The following is a 22,725-nucleotide window of genomic DNA, read 5'->3' on the forward strand; positions in this document are numbered from 1 at the left end:
AACGCAACCGTAACTTCACTTTCACGACGAAAGTGCTTCCCAAAGTCCACTTCACGACTTAAAGTGAAACTTGAAAAAGTTTCATCAACTACGGAGGAATTCGATGACCACTGCATCCACCAAAAATGTCAAGATCGTGCCGACCGCGGACTACGACGAGATCGTCTCTGTCGTGGCCCATTACGAGAACGGCCTCGAGGCCGGAAACTGGGACACCATCACGAAGGCGTTCGACGATGACGCAATCATGTACGGATATACCGGAGACGATCTGACCTCCGGCACGTACAAAAATCTGGAAGCGTATGTCCAGCAGTTCGGTGCCGCGCCCAACGGGCACACCCGCGTGGACATCCTCGGTATCACCCCGACCTCTGCCGTCGTCCGTATCGACATGGAAGGTGCCGCCGACGGCACCAGTTACACCGACTTCCACACCCTGCTCAAGAAGGACGGTCGGTGGACGATCATCGCCAAGGTCTTTCATCAGTACGAGGGCTGAAGGATTCTCGTCCGTCTCGATGTCTTTCGATTTCACGAAATAGGTGAGCTTCTGAATCAGGCTGGGACAGAGTGGAGTTCGGTCGCATAATGAAATATTTTTGATCCCTCTCGAAGGAGCAAGTATGTCGATGAAAGCACTCGTGATGCCCCGGGTAGGCGAAGTCGCCGTCGCGGACAAACCGATTCCGGAGCCCGGCCCGGACGATGTCATCGTTCGCACGACAGCAGCATTGGTGTGTACGTCCGACGTGCACACCGTGAACGGTGGAATGCAGGTACAGGACGGCGTCACACTCGGTCACGAGTCCGTCGGCGTCATCGCGGCCATCGGATCCAATATCGATGGATTTCACGAGGGGCAGCGCGTCGCAGCACCTGCGGTGACTCCCTGCTGGGAATGTCGCTACTGCCAAACCGGGTTCTCGTCGCAGTGTCAGGGTCTTCTCGGCGGCTACCGCTACACCGCACAGGTGGACGGGAACATGAGTGAGTACTTCGTCGTCCCCAAAGCCAGAGGGAATCTTGCACCGATTCCCGATGGCGTTTCCGACGAGATGGCCGTCTATGCCTGCGACATGCTCTCCACCGGATTCTCGGGAGCGGAGAAATCGTATCTGCGGCTGGGCGATACGGTGGCCATCTTCGCCATGGGCCCCGTCGGCCTGTCTGCGACCATCGGTGCCGCCTTGCTCGGTGCGAGTCGAATCTTCGCGGTGGAGACCAGGCCCGACCGCCAGAAACTGGCCCTGTCCTTCGGCGCGACCGACATCATCGACTTCGCCGCCGGCGATCCGGTGGACCAAATCCGTGCCGCGACCGACGGCGAAGGCGTTGATGCCGCGATCGAGGCTTTCGGCTACCCGCAAACGTGGGAAGCCTGCATCAGAGTGACGAAACCCGGCGGCCGAGTCTCGAACGTGGGCTACCACGGCGACAGTGACGAGCCGCTACACATCCCACTCGACGCATACGGACTGGGGATGGCCGACAAGTCCATCTACGGCGGGTTGTGCCCCGGCGGGAACGATCGGATGCAGCGAATCTTCGCGCTCATGGCCGCGGGTCGATTCGATCCGACGTCGATGACAACACACCGCTTCGGCTTCGACCAGGTCGAGCGCGCCTTCCGCATGATGCAGACCAAAGAAGACGGAATCATCAAGCCGCTCATCACCTTCTGAATGCAGCGACTACCGTTACCGATGGCCGGACGACTTGATTCGGGTCGACCGGCCATCGGTGTCTGTGGCCCCGTCGAACACAGTGGAAGATTCAGCCGAGTGGCGAGGATCCGGATGCGATTCGGACGATCTCTACGGCAGGTAGGTAGCGAGATATTGGACTGTGGCCCGCTGGATCTCGGCGAGCACTTCCGCGTCCGCGTGGTCCATACTGTCTCGAAAGGCGAGATCGACACCTTTGTCGAGCATTCCGACGAAGACACTCATCACGGTGTGGAGTGAGACCTCGGGCGCGTGTGCGCGAGTGTGCGTTACCGTACCGGCGAGCCAGGCTGCCAATGCATCATCGTGCATACGGTTGACCTGAAGCATGCGTCCCGAGAACTCGCCCGAGAACCAGATTGCTCGAAACGAGGCGTCGGAACCGAAATAGTCCAAACAGGCCTTGATGCCCGCCTCTGCGTTGGGCTTCCACTTTCGTCCCGCGAGGCTCATCCCTGCATCGGCCATCGCGTTGTCCAGGCCCCGGAGGCAACCGACCAGGATTTCTTCCAGCAAAGCTTCTCGGCTCTCGAAGTAGTGGTAAAGCCAACCGACCGAGATCCCTGCAGCAGCGGCCACATTGGTGGTGGTGACGGCGCCGGGTCCGCCCGCCTCGAGGAGATCCCGGGCCACATCGAGCACGCGGGCAAGTTTGTCCTGGCTTCGTCGTTGAAGAGCCACCTTGTGGACACCGAAAGAGACGGCGAGATCATCCATGATGGTGCGCAGAGACGCCGTTCGGTCGACGCTGGACTCAGGCACTGGTTCATCCTATGGAAACACCCCGGCACGTGAACGTGCCGGGGTGTTTCGACGATTCGGTCCGACCTTCAGGAGCCAGGTTGGATCCAGCCACCGGAAGTGACCGATTCGGTCATGGCATCGAGTACGTGGGCGCTGCGTACTGCGTCTCGTAGCGTCGCACCGTGGGGCTTTCCTTCGGCGATGGACTTGAAGAAGCGCATTGCCTCGATGACCTTGAGGTCGTCGTACCCCATCGAGGACGCCGAACCGGGTTGGAATGCGCCGTACTCTCCGTGCGAAGGTCCGACGTAGACGGTCGATGCGGGTTGATCCTGGTATCGGTCACCTGTGCTGAGGGATAGTTCGCCCAGTCGGCGGAAGTCCCAGGACACAGCACCTTTCGTGCCGTGGATCTCGAATCCGTACGCGTTCTGATCGCCGACGGCCACGCGGCTGGCCTCCAGAACGACGCGCGCTCCGCTGTGCAGGCGGAGTTGGCTGCTGACGAAGTCCTCGTTCTCGACGGCCCCGCGTTCACCCCCGGCTGCGAGAGCGTGTCCGGTGGTGGAGCCGTTCGGCTTCGTTCGCTCGGGAACGAAGATCGCGGTGTCTGCCACCAGCGACTCGATGTCGCCCAGGAGGTAATAGACCAGATCGGCTCCGTGCGAGGCGAGATCGCCGAGTACGCCGTTACCGCCGCGGGCCCGCTCGAAGCGCCAGCTCAGCGCCCCGTCGGGATGTGCTGCGTAGTCGCTGAAGAATCGGAACCGGGCATGGGTGATGGTTCCGAGCTCGCCGGATTCGATGAGGGCCTTGGCTTCCTCGACCGCCGGAGCGTTGCGATAATTGAAGCCGACGGCCGTCTGTACCCCCGCCTTGTCGGCAGCGCGCGCAACTGCGCGTGCGTCGTCGGCGGAGAGACCGACCGGCTTCTCGATCCAGATGTGCTTTCCCGCTTCGACCATCGCGGTTCCGATGGTGCGATGCAGGAAGTTGGGCGCGGTGATCGAGACGGCCTCGATCGTCGGGTCGGATTGGATCTCGTGCCAATCGGTGGTCGCCGCCGCGAAGCCGAACTGATCGGCAGCGTCGTCCGCTCGGCCTTCGAGCTCGTCCGCGACCATCGCCAACTCCGGGCGCAGGCCCAGGTCTGGATAGTGTTGATTCAGACGAGAATACGCCTGGGTGTGCACCCGTCCCATCCATCCGAAACCAGCTACTCCGACACGAACAGACCGAGTCGATCGCACAACGAAACTCCTTTTCGAAAATGTGCGGGCCGGTCCGATCGGACCGGCCCGATACAGCATGTGGGTAGCGGACCCGAATTACCGCCGAAGTTCGTGGGTGAGGGTGTCGAGTTCGTCGCCGCCCGCCATTTCCTTCGTGAGGTCGTCGAGCGAGATGTCCTCGTAGCTGCAGTCGAGCTTCTGGCGTCCACGGTTGAGGAGGACGAAGTGATCGCCGACCATGTACGCGTGGTGTGGATTGTGGGTGATGAAGACGACGCCGAAGCCCTGTTCCTTGGCTGCGGAGATGTAGCGCAGCACCATTCCCGACTGCTTGACGCCCAGGGCTGCGGTCGGCTCGTCCAGGATCAACACTCGTGCGCCGAAGAAGATGGCGCGGGCGATGGCCACGCATTGGCGTTGGCCACCGGACAACGATCCGATAGGGGCGTCGACGTCCGGAAGATCGATACCCATCTTGTGAAGTTCTTCGATGGTCGTTGCGCGCATCGCGTGAGTGTCGAGGGACTTGAGGATTTTTCCCTTACTCAGTTCCTGGCCCAGAAAGAAGTTGCGCCACACCGGCATCAGGGAGACGACCGCGAGATCCTGGTAGACCGTGGCAATGCCCTTGTTCAGTGCGTCTTTCGGGGAATCGAAGGTGATGGGCGTGCCGTCGACGAGCAGTTCGCCCTCCGACTGCTGATGCAAGCCGGCCATGATCTTGATGAGGGTGGACTTGCCCGCGCCGTTGTCGCCGAGGACACCGGTGACCTCGCCGGCTCCGACTCGTAAGTTGATGCCCTGCAACGCAATGATGTTGCCGTAGCTCTTACCGACGTCTTTGAGTTCGATCAGGGGAGTCTTACCCCCGCCGTGGGGTGCGGGGTCGATCGGGGTTTCAGCATGTACGGTCATGGGTCACCTTTTCGCTGCATAGGTGCGGAAGGAGTTGTTGGCGATAACGGCGAACAGCAGCATCGCGCCGAGGAAGAACTTGAACCAGTCCGGATTCCAGCCGGCGTAGACGATGCCTTGATTGGCCATTCCGAAGATGAACGCGCCGATGAACGCGCCGATCGCCGTGCCGAATCCACCGGTGAGCAAGCACCCGCCGATGACGGCGGCAATGATGTAGAGGAACTCGTTGCCGACACCCTGGCCGGACTGAACGGTGTTGAACGCGAACAGGAGGTGCATCCCGACGAACCACGCGCAGAAACCGACGAACATGAACAAGCCGATCTTGACTTTCGTGACCGGGACGCCAATAGCGCGCGCGGAGTCCTGGTTACCGCCCACCGCGAAGATCCAGTTGCCGATACGGGTCTTCACGAGAACCCATGTCGCGATCAAGGTGAACAGGATCCACCACACGACCGTGACGCGAATCGACACCCCACCGATCACGAACGCGGACGCGAACACCCTCTTCGCGGAATCGAACCCGTCCATGTCGGAGATCGATTGGGTGGCAACCTGACCGGTGACGAGCTTGGTGACTGCAAGGTTGATGCCGGTGAGCATCAGGAACGAGGCAAGGGTGATCAGGAACGACGGGATTTTCGTCTTCATCACCAAGTAGCCGTTGAGGAAGCCCACCACCAGGGCGAGCACCAGAGCGAGCGCAGATCCCAGCCAGACGTTGAGGTGCAGGTTGTACGCGATCATCGAGGCCATGATCGATGAAAACGTCACTGCTACACCGGTGGAGAGGTCGAATTCGCCGCCGATCATCAGCAGCGAGACGCCGATCGCCATGATGCCGATCGTGGAGGACGCGTAGAGCACCGTGGCGAGAGCCTCGGGCGAACGGAAGGGCGGTGCGACGATGCAGAAGAAGACGAAGATGATGATCGCGCCGAACAGGGCGCCGATCTCTGGACGAATCAGCAACCGCTGCAACGGTTTCTGCTTCTTCACTCGCTCGTCTGCAACCACGGTGTGTTTGGACAGATCCAGATCGGCCTGTGTGGACATGAAATGTTCCTTCCGTGCTGGTACGACGCTCACCGGCAGCGTAATCGCGTGCCGGTGAGCGTCGGGTTCAGCGAGTTCCGTTCGTGGCGTACTCGGCGATGGCGTCGATGTTGGTCTCGTCGATGAACGCGGGGCCGGTCAGGACCGGGGTGCCGCCACCGATGGTGTTGCCGTTGTTGATATAGAGCCACAGCGCATCGACAGCCAGGTATCCCTGGAGGTACGGCTGCTGGTCGATCGCCCAGGCAACGTCCCCGGACTTGATCGCATCGACGAGTGCGGCGTTGGTGTCGAAGGTGACGACCGTGGCGTTGCTGCCGGCGTTGGCTTTCGACTGCACAGCGGTCAACGCGATCGGCGCGCCGAGAGCGACGATGTGATCGATTGTGGGGTCCTGCTGCAGCTTGGCGGTGATCGTCGCCTCGACCGAGGGCATGTCCTTGCTGTTGACGTTCAGGATCTCGGTGCCGCCACCGGTGAAGCCCTGCTTCACACCGGCGCAGCGAGACTCCAGCGCAACCTGACCCTGCTCTTGGATGATGCACAGCGTCTTCTTGGCGCCGTCCGCTGTCAGGCGGGCACCGGCAGCCTGTCCGGCGATGGTCTCGTCCTGACCGAAGTACTGCTGAACTCCCATGTCCTTCCAGGAGTCGAAGCCGGAGTTGAACGCGGTCACCGGGATGCCGGCTGCGGTCGCGGCATCGACGGCGGGACCCATCGCGTCGGGCTTGGCCAGGGTGACCGCGATTCCGTCGACCTTCGAGTCGATTGCGGTCTGGATGAGATTGGCCTGGTTGGGAGCCTCGGGGTCCGAGGAGTAGCGAAGTTCGATGTTGTCCTTCGCCGCTGCCGCTTCGGCACCCTTGCGGATCAAGTCCCAGAACGTATCTCCCGGGACCTCGTGGGTGATCATTGCGATCGTCGCCTTCGGGGTGTCCGCAGTTCCCGCGCCGCTGCCGGTGTCGGACGTGTCCGCGGCACCACCCGAACTCGAGCACGCAACCACCGAGGCGGCCAGCGCTACTCCCATGGTGATCGCCAGCGCAGAGCGCCCCGCATTCTTGCGGGACCGACTCGAGATCGGGACCTGTCGAAACGTCATTGAAATTCCTTCCGGATGACCACGCGACCCGCCGATGACGGATCTGACTGCCGTGCCTAGAGAGATGTAATACCCGTCACACTCAAATGTCAATAGTTTGTCCAGACATTAGAACTGCAAAGGGGTCACGACGCGGCCGATCACGCTCTGAACTCGATCCCCAGCTGACGTCTGATCTCATCGAGAGTGTGCAACGTCGAGATTGCATCATTCAATGTGTGACAGGGGCTTTCGAGCTCACCGCCGGTGATTCGACGGGCCGCCTCGGCGGCCTCGAAAGCCAGGCCCGCGGGGTATCCGGAGATCTCGTCCACGAACCGGGCTGTTCGCCCATCTCGGAGAGAGACCGTGAAGTCTCCCGGTCGATAGAAAACGCCGTCCGTGCACAGCATTCCTGCGGTGCCACTCAGCGTGCCGCGGCTGGGAGTGTCGGCCAGGATGGTGGTGTTCACGACGGCGTGCGCACCCGTCGGCGACTGGAGAATCGCTGAGATCTGACCGTTCAACTCCGGATTCGCCTGCTGGCCAACCGCGGTCACGCTCACCGGCTTTCCCAGTGCCCTCTGAGCGAAATAGACCGTGTAAGTCCCCAGATCCAGCAGCGGCCCCCCGGCGAGGGCCGGGTCGTAGATGCGGTGATCGGTGTCGAAGTGCTCGCCATGATCTGCCAATACTGTGCCGATGTCGCCGAGCACGCCGTCCGCGAGGATTTGTTCGATCACGTCGAATTTCGGTAGGAAAGCGGACCACAGCGCCTCCATTGCAAAAAGTCCCTTTGCCTGTGCCAGCTCGGCGATCGCGCGTCCCTGGTCGGCGTCGAGGGCGAGCGGCTTCTCGACGACGACGTGCTTTCCGGCATTCAGTGCCAGCGTCGCGTGCTCGAAGTGTGCGGTGTGCGGCGTCGCGATGTAGACCACGTCGACGTCGGGCGCCGCGACGAGGTCGTCGTAGCTGTTGTATACGGCCGGAATCTTCCAGTCCGACGCGAACCGTGTACCGCGCTGGGAATTTCTCGACGCGACAGCGCTGATGTGCTGAGACGTGCAGGTGCGCAACGCCTCTACGAATCGCTCCGCTATCCATCCGGGTCCGAGTATTCCCCACCTGAGGGGCGGAGCGTCACTGGGTGCCGGAACGCGAGAGGACGGAAGTATCAGGGCTTTCGTGGACGCAGTCATGCGCGAGACCCTAGTATCACTCGAGGTCCGAATGTCTGGACATTCGAATAATTTCCGACAATGCGAGTGAGGTCTTGTGAACGTACGAGTGGGTGTCATCGGTGCGGGAGTGATGGGCGCAGACCATATCCGGAACCTGCACGCGGCGGTGTCGGGCGCGGAGGTCATCGCGGTGGCAGACGTCGACGCTGACCGTGCCTACCGCATCGCCGCCGAGGTCGGTGCCGAGGGCTTCACCGACCCGTACGCTTTGATCTCGAGTCCCTCTGTCGACGCAGTCGTCATTGCCTCGCACGATTCCACCCACGCCGATCTTGTGCTGGCGTGCCTCGAGGCGGGCACACCGGTTCTCTGCGAGAAGCCGCTGGCGTTGACCGTCGACGAGTGCCGTCGCGTGGTGCATGCGCACGACGCTGCGACCTCGGAAATCGAGTTACCCTTGCTGACCGTGGGTTTCATGCGTCGCTTCGACCCGGGATACGTCGAATTGAAGCGCACGGTCACCTCACGCGCGATCGGCGAACCGTTGATCGTGCACTGTTCGAGTCGGACCGTGACCTCGGGGCCCGGCGGCGACTCCGAGGCCAGCATCACCGGTTCGGCGATCCATGAACTCGACATCGTCCCGTGGTTGCTCGACTCCCCGGTCCTCGAGGTCAGCTGGCAGACCACCCGCGCAAGCACGCGGATCGGCCACCGCCGCGATCCCCAGTTCATGCTCTTGCGGACCGAGGACGGCGTTCTGACGACCGTGGAACTGTTCCTCAATGCCGGCTACGGCTACGACATCCGCTGCGAGGTGATCGGGGAAGACGGTGCGAGCAGACTGGTGGAGCCGGTGCGCACTGTCACCGATCACGCTCTCGCACATAGCTACTCGTACTCGAAAGATTGGGTACCACGCTTCGCCGACGCCTATCGCCTGCAGCTTCAGGAGTGGGTCGACGCCATCGCCGGCGGACGTCCGTCCACCTTGGCTTCGGCAGAAGACGGACTACGGGCAAGTGTCGTCGCGCAGGCGTTGATCACCTCGATGCACGAGGGCGGCCGCACGGTAACGATCGACTCGTCTGCCTAGTACGGCGCTGCCGGGTTGGCTGCCATGACGACGAACGGGCACTGGAACCGCTGCTCGATCAGCGATCGACCAATGTGGTGTCGAAGTAGTACCGCGATGCCCGGTAAGCGTGCGATCCGAATTCGACAACCTGCCCGGAATCGTCGAATGCAGTTCGGTGCATCGTGAGCAGGGGAGCCCGGAGCTTCTCGTCCAGCAGCGCTGCCTCTTCGCGATCGGCTGCCCGTGCGCCGATGCGCTGGCGGGCAAGCCTGATGTGCACGCCGCGCGTTCGAAGCGAGGAATACAGGCCTTGAGTCTCGAGTTCGTCGGGCTCCGGCGCGATGTCGAACGGCAGGTAGTTGGTCATCAAGGCAAGAGGTTCGCCGTTCGTGCTGCGGAGCCTGCGAATGGTGACGACGTCGGTCCCGTCCGAGATGTTCAGTTCTCGAGCGACCTCGTCGTCGGGCGGACCTACCTGGTAGTCGAGAAGACGGGTCGTCGGGTTCTGTCCGGCACGGGCGAGGTCGTCGAACAGACTGGTGAGCTCGACCGGTCTGTGGACCGGGCTCCGTACCACCTGGGTGCCGACGCCGCGCTTGCGTACGAGCAGCCCTTTGTCGACCAGTTCTTGAATGGCCCGACGAGTAGTGGGCCGCGACAAGCTCAACCTCTTTGCGAGTGCGAGCTCATTCTCGAAACGCTCACCCGGGGCGAGCCTTCCACTGAGAATCGCGCCTTCGATCGTTTGCGCCAGTTGAAAGTAGAGGGGGACCGGACTCGAGCGGTTGAGCTCGACAGGAATTGTCGCGGCCACATTCGATGCCGCTGTGAGCTGCGTGCCCGCGGGTACGTTCGACGCCGTCATTCTTCTCTTCCGTCTGTCGAGGGCACCCGCTGTGCCCGGCTTGTACGAAGTGTAAGCGATCGCTAACATCATCTTGACTGGAAGTAAGAATGTCAGGACAAACTATTGACATCTGCTTGTGAACTGGCGCACAGTGGTCCCATTGCTTCGTCAGTGGACGTCACTGACAACCGAGTACCCTCTCACCCTTTGGAGTCGATCTTGACAACCTCAGCCGATGCCGGCACCACGGCCTTCGACGTCCTCGCCATCGGGCGCAGCGGCGTCGACATCTACCCCTTGCAAACCGGTGTCGGCCTGGAAGACGTCGACACGTTCGGGAAGTTCCTCGGTGGCAGCGCCGCGAACGTCGCGGTTGCTGCAGCGCGCTTGGGAGAACGGACTGCTCTCATCTCCGGCGTCGGCAACGATCCATTCGGGCGCTACGTCTCGGCCGAACTCGCCCGCCTCGGAGTGGACAACCGCTTCGTGGTCACCGACGGCCAGTTTGCAACTCCGGTGACGTTCTGCGAGATCTTTCCGCCGGACGATTTTCCGCTCTACTTCTATCGCAAGCCCTCGGCGCCTGACTTGCAGATCCGCCCGGAGGACCTCGACCTCGACGCAGTCCGAAATGCGCGCCTTTATTGGTCCACTGTCACGGGCCTGTCCGAGGAGCCGAGCCGTAGTGCTCATTTCGCGGCATGGGAAGTACGCGACCGCGCGCCACTGACGGTTCTGGATCTGGACTACCGGCCGATGTTCTGGGAATCGGCCGCGGCGGCCACCGAGCAGGTGCGCAAGGCGCTCGGGCACGTCACTGTTGCAGTCGGCAACAAGGAAGAGTGCCAGGTCGCTGTTGGCGAGACCGACCCGCACAAGGCTGCGGACGCACTCCTCGATCTCGGTGTCTCCCTCGCCATCGTCAAAATGGGCCCCAAAGGCGTTATGGGCAAAACCAGAACGCACACCGTGACGGTCCCACCGAACTTCGTCGACGTCGTCAACGGCCTCGGTGCAGGCGACAGCTTCGGCGGGTCACTGTGCCACGGTCTGCTCGCAGGATGGCCGCTGGAGAAGATTCTTCGCTACGGCAACGCCGCGGGTGCCATCGTCGCCTCCCGTCTCGAATGCTCCACCGCTATGCCCACGGCGACCGAGGTCGCTGCTCTCGCAGAACAATCCGCCACGGAGGCCGTCAATGTCTGAGACCACCCTCACCCCAGCACCCGCCGCCTCGAGCTACGCCGAGGTCACCGCGATCCGGGCTGCCGATCCCCAGGCCATCGAGCGCGCGTGGGCAACCCGCGTCACCCGCGACACGATTCGCGGAAACGGCCGATTGATGATCGTCGCCGCCGACCATCCCGCACGGGGTGCGCTGTCGGTGGGTAACGATGTGACAGCGATGAACAGTCGCACCGAACTGCTCGACCGCCTACGCACGGCGCTCGCCAATCCCGGTGTGGATGGGGTTCTCGCGTCATCGGAGATTCTCGACGACCTCGTGCTGCTCGGCGCGCTCGAAGACAAGGTCGTGTTCTCCTCCATGAATCGCGGCGGTCTCGCAGGTGCCGCATTCGAGCTCGACGACCGAATGACCGGTGCCACTGCCGCTTCCACTGCGAAGGCCAGGATGAATGGCGCGAAGATGCTCACTCGCATCGCACTCGACGATCCGGGCACACTTGCGACGATGACCGCGTGCGCTCAGGCCATCGACGAACTCGCTGCCGAAAACCTCATCGCGATGGTCGAGCCGTTCCTCTCACGCCGAGTCGAAGGACGTGTGAAGAACGACCTCAGTGCCGACGCCGTCATCAAGTCGATACACATCACCCAAGGTCTCGGCTCCACCTCGGCATACACCTGGATGAAGCTCCCCGTCGTCGACGAAATGGAACGCGTCATGGATGCCACGACGCTCCCGACGCTACTGCTGGGCGGAGACCCACAGACGGCCCCCGAAGAGACGTACGCAAGCTGGGCGAAAGCGCTCGAGATTCCCGCCGTGCGCGGATTGATCGTCGGCCGCACGTTGCTCTACCCCAAAGACGGCAACGTCGAGGCAGCTGTCGGCACCGCTGTCGACATGGTGAGGTGAAAGATGAACTCCCAGTACTACATTGCGGCAGGTTCGGGCGGCAAAGACGGTTTCGACGTCGCCGTCACGCCTGAGAGTGCCGACTGGACCGAATCCAGCTTGTGGACAATCACTCTCGCCCCCGGCGAATCGGTCGATCTGAACTCGGCCGAAAACGAGATCATGATCGTGCCGCTTTCGGGTTCTGCAACGGTGACCAGTGAAGGCACAAAGTTCGATCTGGTCGGCCGCGCCTCGGTGTTCGACGGTCCAACCGACTTCGTCTATGTCGGTAGGGATTCGGTGTATGCCATCTCGACCGTCGATGGTGGCAGGTTTGCCCTGTGCGGTGCCCGCGCCGGGAACACGCTGCCGTTCCGCTACGTGCCCGCCGTCGATATCTCGGTCGAACTGCGCGGTGCAGGCAATTGCAGCCGCCAGGTGCACAACTTCGGCACCGCGGATACGTTCGAGGCCGACTCGCTCATTGCATGCGAGGTGATAACCCCTGGCGGCAACTGGTCCTCCTACCCAGGACACAAGCACGACGAGAACACTGCGAACGAGTCTGCCCTCGAAGAGATCTACTACTTCGAGATCGCGCCGGGCCCCGACGACAGTGCGGGTTTCGGCTACCACCGCGTCTACGGCACCCCGCAGCGTCCGATCGAGGTGCTCGAGGAGGTCCGCAGCGGCGACGTCGTTCTGGTCCCGCACGGTTACCACGGCCCCTCGGTCGCAGCACCGGGCTACCACATGTACTACCTCAACGTCATGGCTGGACCGGGCAAGGAACGCGCCTGGAATATCGTCGACGACCCTGAACACACCTGGATTCGCAGCACTTGGACAGACCAGCCCGTCGACCCGCGTCTTCCTCTCCACAGCTCGTCCACCGACTCTGCATCCGAAGGAGCATGACCGTGGTGTCCACCGCGCCGATATCGGCGAGCAAGTCCGAGAACACCGAAGGCACAGTCCATCTCACCGTGTCTCAGGCCGTAGTGAAATTTCTGGCGAACCAGTTCGTCGAGCGGGACGGCGTACGTACCAAGTTCTTCGCCGGTGCCTTCGGCATCTTCGGGCACGGCAACGTCGCAGGCCTCGGGCAGGCATTGCTGCAGGCTGAAATCGACGCCGTCGAAGCAGGGACCGAGCCGGAGTTGCCGTACGTACTCGGGCGTAACGAGCAGGCCATGGTGCACAGCGCGGTTGCGTATACCCGTCAGAAGGACCGCCTCCAGACCTGGGCAATCACTGCCAGCGTCGGACCAGGATCGACCAACATGCTGACCGGTGCTGCTCTGGCCACCATCAACCGTCTGCCGGTATTGCTCCTCCCCGCAGACACTTTCGCGACCCGTGCCAGCGCACCGGTGCTGCAGGAACTCGAGCTGCCCGCGAGCGGCGACGTCACCGTCAACGATGCGTTCAAGCCGCTCTCGCGGTACTTCGATCGCGTGTGGCGACCCGAGCAGCTACCGAGTGCTCTGCTCGGCGCGATGCGCGTGCTCACCGATCCGGTCGAGACCGGTGCCGCGACGGTCGCCATCCCACAGGACGTCCAGGCCGAGGCCTTCGATTGGCCGGAGTCTCTGTTCGCAGCCCGCACGTGGCACGTCGCCCGTCCGTTGCCCGAGAAGTCCGTCGTCGCTCGCGCAGCAGAGGTGATCCGCAGCGCGACGAAACCGATGATCGTCGCCGGCGGCGGAGTCATCTACTCCGGTGCAACCTCCTCGCTCGCAGCATTCTGTGAGAAGACCGGTATCCCGGTCGGCCAGAGCCAGGCCGGCAAGGGTTCGCTGCCCTACGACCACCCGCAATCCGTCGGGGCTCTCGGATCGACCGGGACGACCGCCGCGAACGCGCTTGCAACCGACGCCGACGTGATCATCGGAATCGGTACGCGCTACAGCGATTTCACCTCCGCGTCGCGCACCGCGTTCAACAACCCGGATGTGCGCTTCGTCAACATCAACGTGGCCTCGATCGACTCGGTCAAACAGGGCGGAATCTCCGTCGTCTCCGACGCCCGAGAAGCTCTCGATGCCCTGGCCGTCGAGCTTGCCGACTACCAGGTTCCGGGCGAATACCGCACCCGTACAGCGGAACTGGCAGCTCAGTGGGACGCGACCGTTTCCGCGGTATACGAAATCGAAGATTCCTCCGCACCGCTCAACCAAAACCAGGTCATCGGCCTGGCGAATACCCTGTCGGATCCTCGGGACGTCGTCGTCTGCGCGGCGGGCTCGATGCCCGGCGATCTGCACAAGCTCTGGCGCACGCGCGATTCCAAGGGGTACCACGTCGAATACGGCTTCTCGTGCATGGGCTACGAAGTCGCAGGCGGTATCGGTGCCAAGATGGCCGAGCCGGACCGTGACGTGTTCATCATGGTGGGCGACGGCTCCTACCTCATGATGGCGACCGAGCTGGTCACCGCCGTGCAGGAAGGCGTCAAGGTCATCATGATTCTGGTGCAGAACCACGGGTTCGCCTCCATCGGATCACTGTCGGAGTCGTTGGGATCCCAACGATTCGGCACCGACTATCGGTATCGCGGTGACGACGGCCGGCTGGACGGTGGGATATTGCCTGTCGATCTCGCAGCGAACGCTGCAAGCCTCGGTGTCGAGGTGATCCGAGTGAACAACGGCAGCGAGTTCACCGACGCCGTCAAGGCTGCCAAGGCAAGTGATACCTCCACGGTCATCCACGTCGAGACCGATCCGCTCATCCCGGCACCGGACTCCGAATCCTGGTGGGACGTGCCGGTGAGTGCGACCTCGACGCTCGAGTCGACACAGACGGCATACGAAACGTACGAGAAGTGGAAGAAGATCCAGCGGCCGTTCCTGCGTCCGTCTGGCAACTAGACATTCCCGTAACCCTGACAATTCTCGAAAGGTAAACACAATGAGCGTAATTCGCGTGGGATCTGCACCCGACTCCTGGGGCGTCTGGTTCCCCGAGGACCCGCAGCAGACCCCGTACGGCCGGTTCCTCGACGAGGTCTCCGCATCGGGCTACGAGTGGATCGAGCTCGGCCCGTTCGGGTACCTGCCGACAGATCCCCAGCAGCTCTCCGACGAGCTCGTGGCGCACAACCTCAAGCTCTCGGCCGGAACGGTATTCGAGCACTTGCATCAGGACGATTCCTGGGACGCAGTGTGGACGCAGATCGAGGACGTCGCGAAACTCACTGCGGCAGTGGGCGGAAAGCATGTCGTCGTCATCCCCGAGATGTGGCGCGACCCGTCCACCGGTGCGGTGCTCGAGGACCGCACGTTGACGGTCGATCAGTGGCGCAAGAAGACCGAAGGCATGAACGAGCTCGGCAAGCGCATGTTCGAGCAGTACGGCGTCAAGGCGCAGTACCATCCGCACGCTGACAGCCACGTCGACACAGAAGAGAACGTGTACCGCTTCCTCGACGGCACGTCGACCGAGTTCGTCAACCTGTGCCTGGACACCGGCCACATCAGCTACTGCGGCGGCGACAACATCGCCATCATCGAACGTGCCCCGGAACGCATCGGCTACCTGCACCTCAAGCAGGTCGACGAAGCGGTGCGCGCCAAGGTCGCAGCCGAGGATCTGCCGTTCGGCGAGGCCTGCAAGCTGGGCGCAATGACGGAACCGCCCTTGGGGATTCCCGATATGCCGCCGCTGCTGTCGACCATCGAGCGCCTGGCCGATGCCGGCAAGCTCACCGCCGACATCTTCGCGATCGTCGAGCAGGACATGTACCCGTGCGAGCCGGACTACCCGCTGCCGATCGCACAGCGCACTCGTAAGTACCTGGGCTCCTGCGGGATCCCGTCCATCCAGTTCAGCTGATACCCGCAAGGAGACTTTTTATGACCAACGAACTGCGCATCGCCGTCCTCGGGGTCGGCATGATGGGTGCCGATCACGTCGCTCGCATCTCTTCGAAGATCGCCGGTGCACGCGTTGCCGTCGTCAACGACTACTTCACCGAGAAGGCCGAGGAGCTTGCCGCGTCCATCCCCGGTGCTCGGGTGGTGGTCGACCCGATCGACGCCATCGCCGATCCAGAGGTCGACGCCGTGTTGCTCGCGACCCCCGGTCCGACGCACGAGAAGCAGCTCCTCGCGTGTCTCGAATACGGCAAGCCCGTCATGTGCGAGAAGCCGCTGACCACCGACGTCGAAACCTCCCTCGCCGTGGTGAAGGCGGAGGCAGAATTGGGCAAGAAGCTCATCCAGGTCGGATTCATGCGCCGTTTCGACAACGAGTACGCAGACCTGAAGGCTCTCATCGACTCCGGTGACATCGGCCGGCCGCTCGTCGTGCACTGCGCACATCGAAACCCGGCTGTGCCGCCGCATTTCGACAGCGCGATGATCGTCAAGGATTCGCTCGTCCACGAGGTGGACGTCACCCGCTTCCTGCTCGACGAGGAAATCACCACAGTCCAGATCATCACCCCCTCGGCTAACACGAATGCGCCTGCGGGACTGAAGGATCCACAGATCGCCATCTTCACGACCGAGACCGGCCGGCACGTCGACGCGGAGGTGTTCGTCACGACGGGCGTCGCGTACGAGGTCAGGACCGAGGTCGTGGCCGAACGTGGCAGTGCCATGATCGGTCTCGATGTGGGCCTCGTGCGCAAGTCCGCACCCGGAACCTGGGGCGGCACGATCACACCGTCGTTCAAGGAGCGCTTCGGACAGGCCTACGACACCGAAATTCAGCGGTGGGTCGACGCCGTGCGCACGGGTGCGGAGACGGGTAACTACGTCGACGGTCCTGGCGCATGGGATGGCTATGCCGCCGCAGCGGTGTGCGAGGCCGGGGTGAAGTCGCTCGAATCAGGTTTGCCTGTCACGGTCGACATGGTGCAGCGCTCGTCCATCCCGGGCGCGTGAGCCGGGTGAAGATCGCGCTGGATCCGACTCCGTTTCACCACAGTCATTCGCTGTTGGAGCTGCCGCGAGTAGTGGCCGAACTCGGTTACGAGTGGCTGCAGCTGACTCCGCATGTGGACATGATCCCATTCTTCAACCATCCCAAAGCGGATGATGCACTCGTCTCACAGTTCAAGAAGGCGTGTGCGGATGCAGGGGTCGGAATCGCCTCTGTCCTACCGGTTCTGCGCTGGTCGGGACCGGACGAGGACGCGCGTGAAGCAGCCGTTCGGTATTGGAAGCGGGCCGTTCAGATTGCTGTCGATCTCGGTGTGAGCACGATGAACACCGAATTCAGTGGGCGACCGGAGAAGGCCGAGGAGTCCGAGCGGGCGTTCTACCGTTCCATGGAAGAACTCGTGCCGCTCTTCGAGCGCGAAGGAATCGACGTCCTGATCGACCCGCATCCCGACGATTTTGTCGAGGACGGTCTTGCCGCGATCCGCACGATCCGCGGCGTCAACTCCAGGAATCTGGGCATGGTCATCGTGGCGTGCCATCAGTTCCATATGGGCGGTGACTTGGACGCGATCATGGAGGCTGCCGGCGACATGGTGCGGTTGGTGCACGTGGCGGACACCATGGATCACCACCGCTCCCACGGACTTCGGTACATCACCAATCCGCCGGGCAACGCGGTGCGTGTTCACCAACATCTCAAGATCGGTGACGGCGACGTCGACTGGAATCAGTTCTTCGGCGGTCTAGGCAAGCTCGGTTTCTACGACCGCGACACCGTCATGGTTTCGAGTGTGTTCGCCGAGAACGAGAACGCGCACGAGGTCTCGCGCTACCAGCTCGACACCATGAAGAAATACATTTCGAGCCACTCCTGAGCCTTCATGACTCCAAGTAGGGAAACACTATGACTGACAACGTTATTGCACATTGGTTGGACGGCAAGCCCTTCGGCGGCACCTCCGACCGCACCGCGCCGGTGACCAATCCGGCCACCGGACAGGTCACCGGACAGGTGGCCCTCGCGACCCTGGAGGATGCCCGCGCAGTGATCGACGCCGCTGCAGCGGCGTTCCCGGCGTGGCGCGATACCTCGCTGGCGAAGCGCACGGCGGTGATGTTCAAATTCCGCGAACTGCTCAACGCCAAGAAGGGCGAGCTCGCCGAGATCATCACCGCCGAGCACGGCAAAGTCCTCTCCGACGCGCTCGGAGAGATCAGCCGAGGCCAGGAGGTCGTCGAATTCGCCTGCGGCATACCGCATCTCCTCAAGGGCGGATTCACCGAGAACGCGTCGACCAAGGTCGATGTGTACTCGATCCGTCAGCCGGTCGGGCCCGTCGGCATCATCTCCCCGTTCAACTTCCCGGCCATGGTGCCGATGTGGTTCTTCCCCGTCGCCATCGCCGCCGGAAACACCGTCGTCCTCAAGCCCAGCGAGAAGGATCCCACCGCATCGCTGTGGATGGCCAAGCTGTGGGAAGAGGCAGGACTACCGCCCGGGGTGTTCAACGTCCTGCAGGGCGACAAGCTCGCCGTGGACGAGCTGCTCGAAAACAAGGCCATCAAGGCGATCAGCTTCGTCGGTTCGACCCCGATCGCACAGTACGTCTACTCCACCGGCACCTCGCACGGTAAGCGAGTTCAGGCACTGGGCGGAGCGAAGAACCACGCCATCGTCCTGCCCGACGCCGATCTGGACCTCGCTGCCGATGCGATGGTCAACGCCGGATTCGGTTCTGCCGGTGAGCGATGCATGGCCATCTCCGCCTTGGTTGCCGTCGGAAACATCGCCGACGAGCTCGTCGCAAAGATCGTCGAACGCACCACCCCACTGGTGACGGGCGACGGAACCAAGGGCGCCGACATGGGACCGCTGGTCACCAAGGCCCACCGCGACAAAGTCGCCTCGTACGTCGACGCCGGAGAAGCCGCCGGTGCCACCATCGTCGTCGACGGCCGCACGGTCGAGGCGGACGGCGGAGCCGACGGCTTCTGGCTCGGCCCGACGCTGATCGACAACGTCACCACCGACATGAGCATCTACACCGACGAGATCTTCGGACCGGTCCTCTCGGTGGTCCGTGTCGATACCTACGACGAGGCGCTCGAGCTCATCAACTCGAACCAGTACGGCAACGGCACCGCCATTTTCACCAACGACGGTGGTGCGGCGCGCAGGTTCCAGAACGAGGTCGAGGTCGGCATGATCGGCATCAACGTCCCGATCCCGGTTCCGATGGCGTATTTCAGTTTCGGTGGTTGGAAGAACAGCCTTTTCGGTGACACTCATGCCCACGGAATGGACGGTGTCCATTTCTACACCCGCGGTAAGGCCGTCACCAGTCGGTGGCTCGATCCGAGCCACGGCGGCATCAATCTCGGCTTCCCAGAGAACGACTGAGCCCAAAGAACTATTGAACGGAAGGCTCCGAAACCCCCGCTCCAGCTCCGTGCTCAGGCGGGGGTTTCGCGCTGCATGGGCAGCAGGTGCCGCGCTGATTCGTCCATGCGATCACGCCGGGGTCAGTGCAGCATTCCGAGTATTCGCGCCTGGGCGTCGTCGACAGTAGCGGCAACAACGTCATAGTGGGTTGCATCGGGCACGGGCAGATAGGTCACGTCGCGCACGCCACGTGCCAGCAGTTCAGCAGCCAAGGCGGTCGTTGCTGTCGGCGGTACGACCGTGTCGGCCAGTCCTTGTTCGATCACTACCGGCCGGGTGTAACCGGTGGTCGGCACCGATAAGTACTCGCGTACAGCCGAGGTCATCGCAGAATCCGACAGCGACCGGGCAAGAAGCTGTTGCGGAGAAATACCGGTCACCTTCTCCCTCAGTGCGCCGATACAGCTGTCTTCTGCCTGCGCAACGTATGTGCGTCCCAGATCGCTGAGGTAGCCGTCTACGTCGATATCGGGCCGAGAGTCCCTGAGTCCGTAAAGTATGTAGATCAGGGTGGCCGTGACGTTGTCGAGTTGCGCGATCCGGGGTGTGGTCGGAGACAGTAGCGGCAGAAGGAGCTCGAGGTTCGACGACGGTGCGAACGACACCACGCCGCCAAAGTCTGACGGTGCTCCGTAGATGCCGGCACGGGCTCCGGTGGTGAGTGCGGCCGCGCCGCCTTGAGAGTGCCCGGCGGCGACCCATGTTCGCGACAATTCGGGGAGTCTGTCGGCTGCTGCGTCGACGACGTCGGTGACGGCATTCGCCGCCGAGACACTGTTCAGATAGTGGTGGACATCCGATGTTCCGAGACCGATGTAGTCCGTCGAGACTATGGCCGTACCGCGACGGAGCAGGTTGGTGATCAGGGGCTTCGACAGTTCGACGGCCATCGGATCCTCGGCAGTCCTGTCTTCCAGCGCCGTGCTCATGGCGCATGAATCGCTCACGCCGACAGTGTCTTTGGCCCACGACACAATGGGCCACCCGCCTGGTGGCGGCGTGCCGGAGGGGAGATACACCTGTCCGCCGGCACGCGCGGGACGCCCATGTTCGTCGGTGGTCCAGTAGGACAGTGCATAGCCCGCAGAGGCGCCGTCGATGAGCCGCGAAATCGGTTCGATAGATGTCGACGGTGCGGCACCGGCGACGGGGGCGAGCAATCCCGCGCCACCGAGCATTGCCGCAGTTGTACACAAAATTACTGTGGATCCAATCTTCATGTCTTCCTTCGGGATCGACCGTAGAGGTTCGAATCTGCCGCCCCCCGCGCGGAAATACACCTTGGTTGCGGCGACGGCGTCGCAGGATCTGGCGCAATGAAGAGGCCAGGGTTCGCAGCGCCAGGGATGGACCCTCACACCTCGCCGACGAAAGAGACCCTGTGTGGCATGTTCTGCCGCACAGGGTCTCTTTCGCTGATTCGTTACGGTGCCGGACCGGATCGACTCTGCCGGATGCGCCGTCCGGGGTCAGTTCGGTTGAACGCTGAGGACCGGCACGGGTGACATCATCAGCAGGCGCTGAGTGATGCTGCCCAGCAACGCTTTACCGACGCGACTGCGTCTCTTGATTCCGATGACGAGCCGCGTCACATCAGGATGCGCGTCGATCTCGTCGAGCACCGCTGTTGCTGGATCGCGGTCTGCGCGGCCGGCGCGGTCGATGACCCGCACAGCAACCCCGGCGTCGAGTCCGCTGACGTCGAGTCCGCCGAGAGTCAGATTCACCACGATCAGTTCGGTGCGCATGGCGTTTGCTTCGTCGGCCGCGACGCGCAGGGCGTGGCGGCCTTCTTCGTTGTCGGTTACTGCAACCAGTATGGCCATGTCGTGTCGTCCTTTCGTTGCGTTTCGTTCACGAGTACTCGTGACGGAATCGGGCCTCTAGCTCTTCGAGTGATTGCCCGCGTGTCTCGGGTACCTGAGTGACGATGAAGATCAGCGCCAGAATTCCCAGCCCGACGAAGATGAAGAAGGTCGGCGCTATGCCGAGTGCTTCGACGACAGGCGGGAATGCAAGCGCTACAACAGCGTTGGCCAACCAGAGCATGAAAACGCAAACCCCGATGGCGAAGCTGCGGATCTTGAGGGGGAAGATTTCGGCAAGCATGAGCCACACCAGGGGACCGATGGTGCCCTGCATGCAGAAGACGAACAAGACGACGAAGACGAGGATGAAGTACGCCTTGGCCGTGCCGTCCGGCAGCAGTAACGCGGACAGCCCGACGAGGAGATGGAAGAAGGTCGTCAGCCCGAAGCCGGCTATGAGCATCGTTCGGCGGTTCACCTTGTTCATGATGAGCAAACCGACGGTGATGCCGAGAACGCTGAACAACCCGTTGAGGGTGTTTGCGATGATTGCGGCACTGTCGGAGAAACCCGCGTCGCTGAGCAGCTGTGTGCCGTAGTACATGACCGAGTTGATCCCGGTGAACTGCTGGAAGACACCGAGCCCGACACCGATGAAGATGAGCCGCCGGATCCAGCGGACGGACAGGTCTGCGGCACCTCCGGTCTGGGAGAGCTTCTCTTCTTCGGCCAGGGCATGTACTTCGGCCATCTCTGCCGCTGCGCGTTCCTCGGTCCGCACCTGCTTCAGAACGGCCAAGGCTTCGTCGTCGCGACCCTGCAGCACGAGCCAGCGTGGACTCTCGGGCATGCGCAGCATGCCGACGAACAGCGCGATCGCGGGAAAGAGTGCGACTACGAGCATGTAGCGCCAGACCGATTCGTGGTCACCCCAGATATTGAAAATGATGGCGTTGATGATGAAGGCCGCGAACTGGCCGCTGACGATCATGACTTCGTTGCGGGTGACCAGAGATCCGCGTCGTTCGGCAGGTGCAACCTCGGAGAGATAGACCGGGACCGTGGCGGATGCGCCGCCGACTGCAAGGCCGAGGATGAATCGGAATACCGCGAGCACTTCCCACGACGGGGCAAGCACGCATCCGATCGTGCCGAGGGCGAAGACGCCGGAGAGCAGCAAGATGTTGTGGCGTCGCCCGTATTTGTCGGACAGGCGCCCTCCCACCAGTGCGCCGATCGCGGCGCCGAAGATGAGGATGCTGACGACGAGACCTTCGGTGAACGAGGTGAGCCCGAGGTCGTCTTTCATCGGTTCGAGCGCACCGTTGATCACCCCGGTGTCGTAGCCGAAGAGCAAGCCGCCGAACGTTGCCACAACGGCGATGACGCCGAGCCGGCGTGAGTGCGCGCCTGGAACGTCCGGCGGAAGCGAACTCCGCGATGTTGATTCAGTTGACGCCATGAAATCTCATCCTCCAGTAACCCATGAGCCGCACTTGTCGAAGAAAGTACGAACTGTGTGTATATGTCTTAACATATTGACAGCAAAATGAGAAGTGGGTCACATCTAAAATATTCTCGGGCTGCGTCGACCTCTCGATCGAACGTACGGCCACGAGGCTGTTCACAGGT

At 62.4% G+C, this 22,725-nt stretch carries 21 protein-coding genes; 11 read left to right on the plus strand and 10 right to left on the minus strand.

Features of this window, described 5'->3' with window-relative positions; translation table 11 throughout:
* The first annotated feature begins 103 nt into the window (after positions 1-103).
* Together QM797_RS07355 and QM797_RS07360 are read left to right on the plus strand one after the other, a co-directional pair.
* Positions 104-502, plus strand: a complete 399-nt coding sequence (locus QM797_RS07355) for a nuclear transport factor 2 family protein (protein WP_283274600.1) — start codon at positions 104-106, stop codon at positions 500-502.
* Between the two features lie 124 nt (positions 503-626).
* On the plus strand, positions 627-1,685 hold the full coding sequence (locus tag QM797_RS07360; protein WP_283274601.1) for an NAD(P)-dependent alcohol dehydrogenase: 1,059 nt from the start codon (positions 627-629) through the stop codon (positions 1,683-1,685).
* A gap of 132 nt (positions 1,686-1,817) precedes the next feature.
* Here the strand turns inward: QM797_RS07360 and QM797_RS07365 are convergent, their stop codons facing one another.
* The 6 genes from QM797_RS07365 to QM797_RS07390 form a co-directional block, all read right to left on the minus strand.
* The gene (locus QM797_RS07365; RefSeq protein ID WP_283274602.1) at positions 1,818-2,489 is read right to left on the minus strand and encodes a TetR/AcrR family transcriptional regulator; all 672 of its coding nucleotides are present in this window, start codon (positions 2,487-2,489) and stop codon (positions 1,818-1,820) included.
* Between the two features lie 68 nt (positions 2,490-2,557).
* On the minus strand, positions 2,558-3,721 hold the full coding sequence (locus QM797_RS07370; RefSeq protein ID WP_283274603.1) for a Gfo/Idh/MocA family protein: 1,164 nt from the start codon (positions 3,719-3,721) through the stop codon (positions 2,558-2,560).
* A 78-nt stretch (positions 3,722-3,799) separates the two neighbouring features.
* Positions 3,800-4,618: an ATP-binding cassette domain-containing protein gene (locus tag QM797_RS07375; protein ID WP_283274605.1), complete on the minus strand. Its 819-nt coding sequence runs from the start codon at positions 4,616-4,618 to the stop codon at positions 3,800-3,802.
* 3 nt (positions 4,619-4,621) lie between these two features.
* Entirely contained in the window at positions 4,622-5,680 is a 1,059-nt protein-coding gene (locus QM797_RS07380) for an ABC transporter permease (protein WP_283274607.1), read from the minus strand.
* Positions 5,681-5,747: 67 nt separating this feature from the next.
* On the minus strand, positions 5,748-6,710 hold the full coding sequence (locus QM797_RS07385; RefSeq protein WP_502942297.1) for a substrate-binding domain-containing protein: 963 nt from the start codon (positions 6,708-6,710) through the stop codon (positions 5,748-5,750).
* A 212-nt stretch (positions 6,711-6,922) separates the two neighbouring features.
* Positions 6,923-7,960: a Gfo/Idh/MocA family protein gene (locus tag QM797_RS07390; RefSeq protein ID WP_283274610.1), complete on the minus strand. Its 1,038-nt coding sequence runs from the start codon at positions 7,958-7,960 to the stop codon at positions 6,923-6,925.
* 76 nt (positions 7,961-8,036) lie between these two features.
* Between QM797_RS07390 and QM797_RS07395 the strand changes: the two genes are divergently transcribed.
* Positions 8,037-9,038 (plus strand): Gfo/Idh/MocA family oxidoreductase, encoded by a 1,002-nt coding sequence (locus QM797_RS07395; protein ID WP_283274611.1) that lies wholly within the window; start codon positions 8,037-8,039, stop codon positions 9,036-9,038.
* Between the two features lie 58 nt (positions 9,039-9,096).
* Here the strand turns inward: QM797_RS07395 and QM797_RS07400 are convergent, their stop codons facing one another.
* Positions 9,097-9,885, minus strand: coding sequence for a GntR family transcriptional regulator (locus QM797_RS07400; RefSeq protein ID WP_502942271.1), 789 nt, complete (start codon positions 9,883-9,885; stop codon positions 9,097-9,099).
* A 201-nt stretch (positions 9,886-10,086) separates the two neighbouring features.
* Here QM797_RS07400 and iolC point away from each other — a divergent pair, with 201 nt between their 5' ends.
* From iolC to QM797_RS07440, 8 genes are read left to right on the plus strand one after another with little or no spacing between them, the layout of a single operon-like run.
* The gene (iolC, locus tag QM797_RS07405) at positions 10,087-11,073 is read left to right on the plus strand and encodes a 5-dehydro-2-deoxygluconokinase (RefSeq protein ID WP_283274613.1); all 987 of its coding nucleotides are present in this window, start codon (positions 10,087-10,089) and stop codon (positions 11,071-11,073) included.
* Positions 11,066-11,968, plus strand: a complete 903-nt coding sequence (locus QM797_RS07410) for a Cgl0159 family (beta/alpha)8-fold protein (protein WP_283274616.1) — start codon at positions 11,066-11,068, stop codon at positions 11,966-11,968. The genes iolC and QM797_RS07410 overlap by 8 nt, the downstream gene beginning before the upstream one ends.
* Before the next feature lie 3 nt (positions 11,969-11,971).
* Complete coding sequence (gene iolB / locus QM797_RS07415) at positions 11,972-12,868, plus strand: 5-deoxy-glucuronate isomerase (RefSeq protein WP_283274617.1); 897 nt, start codon at positions 11,972-11,974, stop codon at positions 12,866-12,868.
* Positions 12,865-14,823, plus strand: coding sequence for a 3D-(3,5/4)-trihydroxycyclohexane-1,2-dione acylhydrolase (decyclizing) (gene iolD, locus QM797_RS07420; RefSeq protein ID WP_283274619.1), 1,959 nt, complete (start codon positions 12,865-12,867; stop codon positions 14,821-14,823). Before iolB ends, iolD begins: the two co-directional genes overlap by 4 nt.
* Before the next feature lie 40 nt (positions 14,824-14,863).
* The gene (locus QM797_RS07425) at positions 14,864-15,787 is read left to right on the plus strand and encodes a sugar phosphate isomerase/epimerase family protein (RefSeq protein ID WP_283274620.1); all 924 of its coding nucleotides are present in this window, start codon (positions 14,864-14,866) and stop codon (positions 15,785-15,787) included.
* Between the two features lie 20 nt (positions 15,788-15,807).
* Positions 15,808-16,842, plus strand: coding sequence for a Gfo/Idh/MocA family protein (locus tag QM797_RS07430; protein WP_283274622.1), 1,035 nt, complete (start codon positions 15,808-15,810; stop codon positions 16,840-16,842).
* Positions 16,843-16,847: 5 nt separating this feature from the next.
* The gene (locus tag QM797_RS07435) at positions 16,848-17,717 is read left to right on the plus strand and encodes a sugar phosphate isomerase/epimerase family protein (RefSeq protein ID WP_283275312.1); all 870 of its coding nucleotides are present in this window, start codon (positions 16,848-16,850) and stop codon (positions 17,715-17,717) included.
* Between the two features lie 29 nt (positions 17,718-17,746).
* Positions 17,747-19,243: a CoA-acylating methylmalonate-semialdehyde dehydrogenase gene (locus QM797_RS07440; protein ID WP_283274624.1), complete on the plus strand. Its 1,497-nt coding sequence runs from the start codon at positions 17,747-17,749 to the stop codon at positions 19,241-19,243.
* Positions 19,244-19,365: 122 nt separating this feature from the next.
* Here QM797_RS07440 and QM797_RS07445 read toward each other — a convergent pair whose 3' ends face one another.
* From QM797_RS07445 to QM797_RS07455, 3 genes are all read right to left on the minus strand, one after another.
* Positions 19,366-20,505, minus strand: coding sequence for an alpha/beta hydrolase family protein (locus QM797_RS07445; protein WP_283274625.1), 1,140 nt, complete (start codon positions 20,503-20,505; stop codon positions 19,366-19,368).
* A gap of 249 nt (positions 20,506-20,754) precedes the next feature.
* The gene (locus QM797_RS07450) at positions 20,755-21,111 is read right to left on the minus strand and encodes a universal stress protein (RefSeq protein WP_283274626.1); all 357 of its coding nucleotides are present in this window, start codon (positions 21,109-21,111) and stop codon (positions 20,755-20,757) included.
* Between the two features lie 28 nt (positions 21,112-21,139).
* Positions 21,140-22,555, minus strand: coding sequence for a sugar porter family MFS transporter (locus QM797_RS07455; RefSeq protein WP_283274628.1), 1,416 nt, complete (start codon positions 22,553-22,555; stop codon positions 21,140-21,142).
* Positions 22,556-22,725: the final 170 nt, after the last annotated feature.

It is taken from the genome of Rhodococcus sp. IEGM 1381, from assembly GCF_030056795.1.
In the GTDB taxonomy this organism is placed as follows: Bacteria; Actinomycetota; Actinomycetes; order Mycobacteriales; family Mycobacteriaceae; genus Rhodococcoides.